Origin of the sequence: Cryobacterium sp. 10I5, from assembly GCF_035019865.1 — a bacterium.
In the GTDB taxonomy this organism is placed as follows: domain Bacteria; phylum Actinomycetota; class Actinomycetes; order Actinomycetales; family Microbacteriaceae; genus Cryobacterium; species Cryobacterium breve_A.
The window spans coordinates 1-9,394 of record NZ_JASJVI010000111.1 but is presented as its reverse complement, the minus strand read 5'-3'; the positions used below and the strand labels follow the sequence as shown (position 1 = coordinate 9,394).

At 71.1% G+C, this 9,394-nt stretch carries 10 protein-coding genes; 5 read left to right on the top strand and 5 right to left on the bottom strand.

Annotated features, from left to right (window positions below; genetic code table 11):
- Both QN350_RS17760 and crcB read left to right on the top strand, forming a co-directional pair.
- On the top strand, nt 1-467 hold a 467-nt coding region (locus QN350_RS17760), incomplete at its 5' end, for a CrcB family protein (protein ID WP_323516989.1).
- Complete coding sequence (gene crcB, locus QN350_RS17755; RefSeq protein ID WP_134533244.1) at nt 464-832, top strand: fluoride efflux transporter CrcB; 369 nt, start codon at nt 464-466, stop codon at nt 830-832. The genes QN350_RS17760 and crcB, both read left to right, overlap by 4 nt.
- A 123-nt stretch (nt 833-955) precedes the next feature.
- On the opposite strand, the gene QN350_RS17750 is transcribed toward crcB, so the two are convergent.
- Nucleotides 956-2,041 (bottom strand): NAD(P)-binding domain-containing protein, encoded by a 1,086-nt coding sequence (locus QN350_RS17750; protein ID WP_323502965.1) that lies wholly within the window; start codon nt 2,039-2,041, stop codon nt 956-958.
- A 186-nt stretch (nt 2,042-2,227) separates the two neighbouring features.
- Here QN350_RS17750 and QN350_RS17745 point away from each other — a divergent pair, with 186 nt between their 5' ends.
- Nucleotides 2,228-2,461 carry a DUF3073 domain-containing protein gene (locus QN350_RS17745; RefSeq protein WP_134446236.1) on the top strand — a complete coding sequence of 78 codons (234 nt, stop codon included), beginning with the start codon at nt 2,228-2,230 and terminating at the stop codon, nt 2,459-2,461.
- 253 nt (nt 2,462-2,714) lie between these two features.
- Here QN350_RS17745 and purM read toward each other — a convergent pair whose 3' ends face one another.
- The 3 genes from purM to QN350_RS17730 are packed head-to-tail and all read right to left on the bottom strand — an operon-like array spanning nt 2,715 to nt 5,947.
- Nucleotides 2,715-3,818: a phosphoribosylformylglycinamidine cyclo-ligase gene (purM, locus tag QN350_RS17740; RefSeq protein ID WP_281533752.1), complete on the bottom strand. Its 1,104-nt coding sequence runs from the start codon at nt 3,816-3,818 to the stop codon at nt 2,715-2,717.
- A complete protein-coding gene (purF, locus tag QN350_RS17735; protein ID WP_322138670.1) occupies nt 3,815-5,512 on the bottom strand; it encodes an amidophosphoribosyltransferase in 1,698 nt (565 codons plus the stop codon). The genes purM and purF overlap by 4 nt, the downstream gene beginning before the upstream one ends.
- A gap of 21 nt (nt 5,513-5,533) precedes the next feature.
- The gene (locus tag QN350_RS17730; RefSeq protein WP_281533750.1) at nt 5,534-5,947 is read right to left on the bottom strand and encodes a hypothetical protein; all 414 of its coding nucleotides are present in this window, start codon (nt 5,945-5,947) and stop codon (nt 5,534-5,536) included.
- A gap of 181 nt (nt 5,948-6,128) precedes the next feature.
- Here QN350_RS17730 and QN350_RS17725 point away from each other — a divergent pair, with 181 nt between their 5' ends.
- A complete protein-coding gene (locus QN350_RS17725) occupies nt 6,129-7,169 on the top strand; it encodes a ribokinase (RefSeq protein ID WP_323502964.1) in 1,041 nt (346 codons plus the stop codon).
- 30 nt (nt 7,170-7,199) lie between these two features.
- Here QN350_RS17725 and QN350_RS17720 read toward each other — a convergent pair whose 3' ends face one another.
- Nucleotides 7,200-7,574, bottom strand: a complete 375-nt coding sequence (locus QN350_RS17720; protein ID WP_322138668.1) for a sterol carrier family protein — start codon at nt 7,572-7,574, stop codon at nt 7,200-7,202.
- 351 nt (nt 7,575-7,925) lie between these two features.
- Here QN350_RS17720 and purD point away from each other — a divergent pair, with 351 nt between their 5' ends.
- Nucleotides 7,926-9,194, top strand: coding sequence for a phosphoribosylamine--glycine ligase (gene purD / locus QN350_RS17715; protein ID WP_322138667.1), 1,269 nt, complete (start codon nt 7,926-7,928; stop codon nt 9,192-9,194).
- The last annotated feature ends 200 nt before the right edge of the window (nt 9,195-9,394 follow it).

The window sequence follows — 9,394 nt, the reverse complement described above, 5'->3', positions numbered from 1 at the left end:
GGGTCGCCCCGGGCAGCCCGCCCGCCCCGGCGCCCGGCGCCGGAAGCGCAAATAACCCGGTGCGGAACGCACTGGCCGTGTTCGCCGGCGGCATCATCGGCACGGCCCTGCGGCTCGGCATCGACCGTGCGCTGCCGCACAGCGATACCCAGTTCCCGGTCAGCACCCTGATCATCAACACCCTCGGGGCGTTCGTGCTCGGCTGGCTCGTCGCCGGCCTCTGGACCCGCCCCGCGGTGCCAGCCTGGCTCAAGCTCGTGCTCGGCCCGGGCGTGCTCGGCGCCTTCACCACGTTCTCGGCCGTGATGGTGTCCCTCGTCTCCCTCGGCGCGGCCTCGTCGTGGTCGCTCGCGGGCCTGTACCTGCTCGCGACACTGCTGCTGGGGTTCCCTGCGGCCTTGCTCGGCGTCTGGCTCGGCGGGCGCATCCGTCATCTCCCCTCCGCGGATGCCGGGGCCCGTTCGTGAACGCCCTCGTCTTCGCCGCCGTGGTCGCCGGCGGCGGTGCGGCAGCCGTGGTGCGGTACTTCGTGTCGCGCGCGCTCCCGGTGGGACCGGGCCGCCTGCCGATCGGCGTGCTGATCGTCAACGTGGCCGGGGCACTGCTCGGCGGCGTGATCCTCGGGCTCGCCGAGCGCGCCGTGCTCAGCAGCGACCTGCGGCTCGTGCTCCTGACCGGGGTGTGCGGCGGCCTGACGACGTTCAGCACCTGGAGCGTCGAAACGATCGACCTCGCACTCAAGGGACGCTGGCGCTCCGCCGTGCTCAACCTCGTCGGCACCCTGCTGCTCGGCATCGCGGTCTGCGCCGCCGGCTACCTCCTCGCGCGCTGAGCCGGTACCTGCCCCTGCAGGCATAACTCCTGCAAATTCCACCCCGGCGGGACGTCACCCCCGGAATTCCGCGGTAGTCCGCCGGGTCGGCCGGAATGTGCCGGAGTTATGAACGAGAACAGGTCAGAGCAGGGCGAGCACCTGGCGGGCGATCACCCGGCCGGCCCGGTGCGCGCCGATCGTGCTCGCCTGCGGCCCGTACCCGGCGAGGAAGATCCGCGGGTCAGTCCAGCTCGCCCCCGACCCGACGACGAGCCCGCCATCCTTGGCGCGAAGCCTCAGCGGCGCGAGGTGCCGCACTTCGGGCCGGAACCCGGTCGCCCAGATGATCACGTCCGCTTCCGTGAAGCTGCCGTCTGCCCAGCGCACCCCGGTCGGCTCGATGCTCGCGAACATCGGCCGGGCGGTGAGCACCCCGCGCTCGATCCCCGCGGCGATCCGGCGGCTCACAGGCACGCCGGTGCCGCTCACGATGCTCGGCAACGCCCGACCGGACCGGGCCGCCTCGTCCTGGGCGGCGACGGCGGCCGAGGCCCCCTCGAGGTCGAGCTGTTCGGTGTGCACCCAGTCGATCGGGCGCCGCGAGGCCCAGGTCAGCTCGGCGGCGACGTGTTCGAGCTCGAGCAGGAAACCGATAGCGGATGTGCCGCCACCGACGACCACGACCCTCCGGCCGGCGAAGTCCCCGGCCGCCCGGTAGCCCGAGGTGTGCAGCTGCTGACCGGCGAAGCTTGCGGCCCCCGGGTAGTGCGGCACGAACGGGGCGCCCCAGGTTCCCGAGGCGTTGACGAGCAGACGGGCGGTGGTCTCGTGGTCGCCGAACCCGGGCGACGCGCTCCGGATCACGAGGTCTGCACTGCGATTGAACACGGCGGTGACGGTGACGGGTCGCACGACCCTGAGGTTGAAGTGCTCTTCGTAGCGGCGGTAGTACTCGGTGACGACGTCCATGGCCGGGCGAGTGCGGTCGGCCGTCGCAAAGCTCAGGCCGAGTTCGCTCATGCCGGGCAGGTCGTTCACCCGGTGCGCCGATCCGAGACGGAGTCCCGCCCAGCGGTGCTGCCATGCGCCGCCCGCGTGCGGGCCACGGTCGAAGAGCACGAAGTCGCGGCCCGGAACCAGCTCGAATGTGCGCAGGTAGTACGCGACCGCGAGGCCCGCCTGCCCCGCTCCGATGATGACGACGGGAACGCTCGCGTCACTCGACATCGCGTCCCCCTCTTCACCAGCGTACGTCCGGCGTAAGATCACTGTGTGCGGAGCGGTTCATCCTCCGAGCCACAATCGGGCCTTCAGGCCCACCATGCTAAACTAGCGCCTAGTTTTCACCATTCCGTTCGGCAACTCCCGGGTGACTCATTCCTCACCTGGCCTGGCATCGTTAGGGGGTCTCGCATGGGGCGCGGCCGTCAAAAAGCAAAGCACACCAAGGTCGCCCGTGAGCTGAAGTATTTCAGCCCGGACACCAACTACAACGCGCTCGAACGCGAGCTCACGGGGCATCCCGTGGACGACGAGCGTCTCGACGAGGACCTGGCCAAGTGGCCGGAGTACGAGCCGGGTACCTCCGAGGAACCCGACCGATACGTCGACACCTACGCGACCGAAGACGAGCAGAAGCGCGCCTGACCGCCGTCCACTGTCACGGGCGCCGCTCTCGGCGCCCGTTTTGTGTGCGCCGGAACCCGCACCGCGCTGAGCGCGCGGCACCCAGCGAGTTGGCAGCATTCGCTCATACGCGACGGCGTTACACGTCGACTGTCGCCGTTTCCGCCGAGGCGACCCGGCACATGGGCGACTCTCGGCGCATCCGGCGACGTTCGGCGCGGGCGACGGCCGCGGGCGGGGACGCTCGACGGATGCCGCGACGCGCGCGGGCGGGTCAGGCCGCGTAGCCGCCGACCAGTCGCACGGCGCCGCCGTTGACGCCCTTGGCACCCTGCACGAAACCGGTGAGGTCGTGCGGGGCCGTGGACACTCGTCCGGCGACCCAGGCCGGGATGCCGTCGGCCGCGAGGCTCGCGATGACCGAGGACGCGGCATCCGCTGCGACGACGGCGAACATGCCGACGCCGAGGTTCCAGGTGCCTTCGGAGCTCTCGAGGGTGCTGCCGGCGAAGGCGCTCAGCACCCGGAAGACGGGGTCGGGCGACCAGGTGGACCGGTCGACTTCGACCCACGCACCGATCGGGAGCACGCGCGCGAGGTTCGCGGCGATGCCGCCGCCCGTGACGTGGCTGAGCGAGTGCACCGCTCCGGCGAGTTCGGGGTCGGCGAGCACGCTCAGCAGCGGGCCGGTGTAGAGCCGGGTCGGCTCGAGAAGGATTTCGCCGACGACCCCGCCGAGTTCGCTTGAGGTGTCGGTGTAGCCGATGCCCCGTTCGGCGAGGATATGCCGGACGAGCGAGAAGCCGTTAGAGTGCAGGCCGGATGAGGCGAGCGCGACGACGACGTCGCCCGCGCGGACGCGCTCGGCGCCGAGCACCTGGTCGCCCTCGACGACGCCGGTGGCAGCGCCCGCGACGTCGTAGTCGTCGGGGCCGAGGAGTCCGGGGTGCTCCGCGGTCTCTCCGCCGATGAGGGCGGTACCGGTCTCGGCGCAGGCGCGGGCGATGCCGCCGACGATCTCGGCGATGCGCTCGGGCACGACCCGGCCGCAGGCGATGTAGTCGGTCATGAACAGCGGGCGGGCGCCGACCACGACGATGTCGTCGACGACCATGCCGACGAGGTCCTGGCCGATGGTGTCGTGCTTGTCGATGGCCTGGGCGATCGCGACCTTGGTGCCGACGCCGTCGGTCGAGGTCGCGAGCAGCGGGCGCTTGTAGGCCGTGAGGAACGAAGCGTCGTAGAGCCCGGCGAAACCGCCGAAACCGCCGAGCACTTCCGCGCCGTGGGTCCGCGACACGGCCGCCTTCATCAGCGAGACTGCGAGGTCACCCGCCTCGGTGTCGACTCCGGCTGCCGCGTACGATGCGTTGCTCATTCTTGTCTTCCTGGATCGCCGATCATGAACTGTCCCTGGGTGCCGCGCACGGGGGTTCGCGTGCTCGCCCGCATCGAAGCCGGATCGAGGAGCGGTTCGTACTCGGCGTCGGGGCCCGGGTCGCATCCGTCGGATGTGCGGTTGGCCTCTGCTGCGGCAACGGATGCCGCGCTCGCGACGACCGGGGACCCGGTGGACGCCGTCGACCGGGTCGAATCGGTCGATCCGGCCGGGGCGGTGCGCTCGAGCAGGTTCTTGCCGAGGTGCAGGGAGTCGGGGAGCGGGATCGGGTACACGCCCGTGAAGCAGGCCGTGCAGAGGCGCTCGCGCGGCTGCTCGGTCGCGGCGATCATGCCCTCCGGGGAGAGGTAGCCGAGGGAGTCGGCGCCGATGGCCTGACGCACCTCGTCGACGCCGAGGCCGGTCGCGATGAGTTCGGCCCGGGAGGCGAAGTCGATGCCGTAGAAGCAGGGCCAGGTGATCGGCGGGCTCGAGATGCGCACGTGCACCTCGGCGGCGCCGGCCTCGCGGAGCATGCTGACCAGGGCGCGCTGGGTGTTGCCGCGCACGATCGAGTCGTCGACGACGATGAGGCGCTTGCCCTTGATCACGGCCTTGAGCGGGTTGAGCTTGAGCTTGATGCCGCGCTGGCGGATGGTCTCCGACGGCTGGATGAAGGTGCGGCCGACATAGGAGTTCTTGACGAGGCCCTGGCCGAACGGGATCCCGGAGGCAGCCGCATAGCCGATCGCGGCGGGGGTACCCGACTCGGGGGTCGGGATGACGAGGTCGGCCTCGACCGGGTGCTCTGCGGCGAGCCGGCGGCCCATTTCGACCCTCGCCTCGTGCACGCCGCGACCGGCGATCGTGGTGTCTGGCCGGGCGAGGTAGACGTATTCAAAGACGCAGCCGGCGGGCTTGGACTCGGCGAACCGCTGCGAGCGGAGACCGTTCTCGTCGATCGTGACGAGCTCCCCGGGTTCGACTTCGCGCACGAAGCTCGCCCCGACGATGTCGAGGGCAGCGGTCTCGGAGGCGACGACCCAGCCGCGCTCGAGCCGGCCGAGGACGAGCGGCCGCACGCCCTGCGGGTCGCGCGCGGCGTAGAGGGTGGTCTCGTCCATGAAGACGAGGCAGTAGGCGCCGCGCAGCCGGGGCAGCACCTCGAGGGCCGTGGCCTCGAGGGTGTGGTCGAGGTCCCCGGTGAAGAGCGCCGTGATCACGGCGGTGTCGGTGGTATTGCCGCGGGCGAGTTCACCCTCGACCTTCGGGTAGCGCTCGTGGACGAGCTGGAGCAGCTCGGCCGTGTTGGTCAGGTTGCCGTTGTGGCCGAGGGCGACGGTGCCGCTCGAGGTACGGCCGAGGGTCGGCTGGGCGTTCTGCCAGCTCGAGGATCCCGTGGTCGAATAGCGGGTGTGCCCGACGGCGATGTGGCCGAGGAGGGTGCTCAAGGCGGCCTCGTTGAAGACCTGCGAGACCAGGCCCATGTCCTTGTAGATCAGGATCTTGGTGCCGTCGCTCGTCGCGATTCCGGCCGATTCCTGGCCGCGGTGCTGGAGGGCGTACAGCCCGAAGTAGCTGAGCTTGGCCACCTCTTCGCCGGGAGCCCACACGCCGAAGACACCACAGGCATCCTGTGGCCCCTTCTCGCCCTGCAAGAGATCGTGACCGAGAAGTCCGTCGCCACCAGCCAAATCGATGCCTCTTAACTATCTTTACAGCGTATTAGCGCTGGATGTTGGGGGGTCGTCTGCCTCGGCAGGAGCGTTCTCAACGCTCGCGCCGTAGACGCCCAGTCTATCGACGACGACCGTCTGGACCGAGCGACCGGTGAATCGGTCGATCAGGATCGCCACCAGGGCGCCGAGGGCAAGGCCGACGACCACTCCGACGAGGAGGAGGAATCCGAAGACCTGGAGGAGCCCGAATTCGGCCGTCTGGGGGAAACCGACGGTGAGGATGAGTGCGGTGACCGCCCCGAGGACGGCACCGACGATCATGAAGTTGAGGTAGCGCGGGGAGCGCCGCACGGTGGCCGCTGCCTGGCCGACGAGGATCTCGGGGACTGCGGTGCCCGGGGCGGGCTGCACGGGGGCGATGTCGTTCCCTGGCTGCTCGGTTGCGCTCATGGGGATATTCTCGCACGCGCGCCCGGGGAGTGCGCCGGGAGAACACGGGAGTGCGGTCGCCGCCGCGCCGGTTTCGGCAAACCGCTACCGCCGTTTCGGACGCGGCCTGCCAAAACCGGCGCGGGCGCGGATGCCTGCGGGCGCGGGCCGCCGAAACCGGCGCGGGTGCGACACTGGACGGGTGAACAGGATTGCGGTGCTCGGAAGCGCGAACATGGACCTCGTCGTGCGCCAGCCGCGACTCCCCCGCCCCGGCGAGACGATCTTCGGCCACGACTTCGCCCTCGTGCCCGGTGGCAAGGGACTCAACCAGGCGGTTGCCGCAGCCAGGCAGGGCGGTACGGTCGATTTCCTCGGGGCGGTCGGACGCGATGCCTACGGGACGGAACTCCGGGCACTGCTCGTGAGCGAAGGCATCCGCGTGGATGGTCTCGACACTGTCGACGGGCCGACCGGCACCGCGCACATCACCGTGCTCGACTCCGGCGAGAACTCGATCGTCGTCGTCTCGGGCGCGAACGCCGCCGTGACGGCGCTCGACGAAGGCCAGCGCGCCGCGATCGCGGCGGCGGACTTCCTCGTGCTTCAGTGTGAGCTGCCCGTGTCGACGCTCATCGAGGGGCTCGCGGTCGCGCGGGCGTCTGGGACGTTCACGGTTTTCACCCCCGCTCCGGTCGTGCCGCTGCCCGCGGCGTTCCTCGCCGGCGTCGACCTCGTCGTGGCCAACCGCCTCGAGGCCGAGGAGCTCACGGGTGAAGCGGATGCCGCACGCGCGGCAGAGTCCCTCAGCGCACGCCGGGGTTGGGCGATCGTCACGCTCGGCGATGAGGGTTGCGTCGTCGCCAGGGGCGGCGTCGCGCTCGGGCTCGCGCCCGCCCGGCCGGTGCGCCCCGTGGACACCACGGGTGCCGGCGACACGTTCGTCGGCGCGCTCGTCGCGCGGCTCGCCGAGGGTGCCGCAGGTACAGCGGGTACTTCAGGCGCCGCAGATGCTGCGGATGCGGCGGATGCGGCGGATGCCAACGCTGCTGCAGGCGCTTCGGATGCGGCCGTCGCGGGTGCCGTGCGACCGGACACCGCGCGTGCCCGCGTCGAAGTTTCGGAGGATGCGATGATCGACGCCATTCGTTGGGCGACGGTCGCGGCATCCGTTTCGGTCACCCGGGCCGGCGCGACGGCTTCGATGCCGACTCGCGCCGAGGTCGCCGCGATCCTCGCCTGAACCCACGGAAGCGGGGAAGCGTGGGGAGACTCAGGGGGCGAGCGTGAGGGGCAGCGGCAGGTGCGCGGAGAGGTCGGCGCGCTGTCCGCTCGCGTGGATGCGCCCGCTCGCGAGACCGTCTGACCACGCGAGCTCGCCGGTCGCGAGGGCGAGCCAGGTCGCGGCATCCGTTTCGACGACGTTGGGCGGGGTGCCGCGGGTGTGCCGGGGGCCGGCGATGCACTGCACGGCGCCGAACGGCGGCACGCGCACCTCGAGGGTGTTGCCGTTGGCCTCCTCTGAGAGCAACTGCAGGGTGTAGCGCACGGCGAGCGCGCGGATGTCCCGGCTCGCGCCCGCAGCATCCGCAGCGTAGCCGCGCACCGCGGCCCGGCCCACCCCGTCGTCGATCCTCGCCTTTGCCATTCCCCCATTCTGCCGGGTTCCCGGCGCCGACCGGCCCGGATTCGCCACGCGCCGGTGCGCCTCCTCGCCCCCTGCGCCTGCCCGGTGGTGGCTAACTCAGGAGATCCGCCGCCCGTGGTCTGCTCCGCCGCGTATTTTCGGGCGCAGGTCTCAGGCGCGCGCCAGGTCTTCCTGAGTTAGCCCCCCCCCCCCGGCGGAACGGGTCACGCGACTCGGGGTTGGGTGCACCTGTTACCGATGCGGACAATTGCGGCTCGCACACCGGCAACAGCTGTCCGCACCGGCCACAGGTGCGCCGAGGGAGCCGGCGTGCGAGGTCGGGGTGTGACCGGCATCCGGTAGCCTGAACCGGTGAGAATTCTGGTCCTCGGTTCCGGTGCCCGCGAGCACGCCATCATCACCGCGCTGCTCCGTGAGGAGCCCCGCCACGAGGTCGTCGCCGCGCCCGGCAACGCCGGCATTGCCGCCGCGGTGCCCGTGGTCGCGCTCGACCCGAACGTGCCCGGCGCCGTCACCGAGTACGCCATCGAGCACGGGGTCGACCTCGTCGTGATCGGGCCGGAGGCTCCCCTCGTCGCGGGCGTCGCCGACGCGCTGCGGGCACAGGGCATCCCGGTGTTCGGCCCGGGCCGCGCCGCCGCCGCCCTCGAAGGCAGCAAGACCTTCGCCAAGCGCATCATGGACGAGGCCGGCGTGCCGACCGGCCGCGCCGAACGCGCCGGCACCCTCGCCGAGGCGACCCGCGCCCTCGACGAGTTCGGGGCGCCCTACGTCGTCAAGGCCGACGGCCTCGCCGCGGGCAAGGGAGTGCTCGTCACGGAAGACCGTGTCGCCGCCCTCGCCCACGCCGAGCACTGGCTGCAGCACGGCGGCGTGCTCATCGAGGAATTCCTCGCCGGCCAGGAGGTGTCCCTGTTCTTCCTGAGCGACGGCCACACCGTGCTGCCGCTCTCCCCCGCACAGGACTACAAGCGCCTCGCCGACGGCGACCTCGGCCCGAACACCGGCGGCATGGGCGCATACTCGCCGCTGCCCTGGCTCGACGCCGGCTTCGGCAGCGAACAGGCCTTCGTCGACGAGGTGCTCGACACGATCGCCCTGCCGACCGTCCGCCGCCTCGCCGCCGAGGACACCCCCTTCATCGGGCTGCTCTATTGCGGCCTCATTCTGACGGATGCCGGCATCCGCGTCATCGAGTTCAACGCGCGTTTCGGTGACCCCGAGACCCAGGTCGTGCTGCCCCGGCTCGTGACGCCGCTCTCCGGGCTGCTGCTCGCGGCATCCACCGGCGGGCTCGGCGGGTTGGCCCGACCGGTGTTCTCCGACGCGTCCTGCGTGACTGTCGTGCTGGCGAGTGAGAACTACCCGGAGACCCCGGTGACCGGGCGGGCGATCACGGGCCTCGATGCGGCATCCGCTGTCGACGGCGTCACGATCGCGCACGCCGCGACGGCCCTCGTCGACGGAAGACTCGTCTCCACCGGCGGCCGGGTGCTGAGTGTCGTCGCGCTCGGTGACGGCTTCGCCGAGGCCCGCAGCCGCGTGTACAGTGCCCTCGCCGAGATCACCCTCGAGGGCGCGCAGTTCCGCACGGACATCGCCGCCCGCGTCGTCGTCTGACCCCTCGCTCCGCGAGCCAGCCAACTCCCCTGCCCGGCCAGTCCCGTCTGGCGGCCGCCCGTGACCCGACGCGCAGCCGCCGCGTGTGAACCAATTCGACGGAGATTTTGCGTTTCCACCACGTGAGACGCTCGATAAACCGGTTCAGATCCCAAAATCTCCGTCGAATTCGTTAGGGCGGGGCGCGTTTGGCGAGGGGG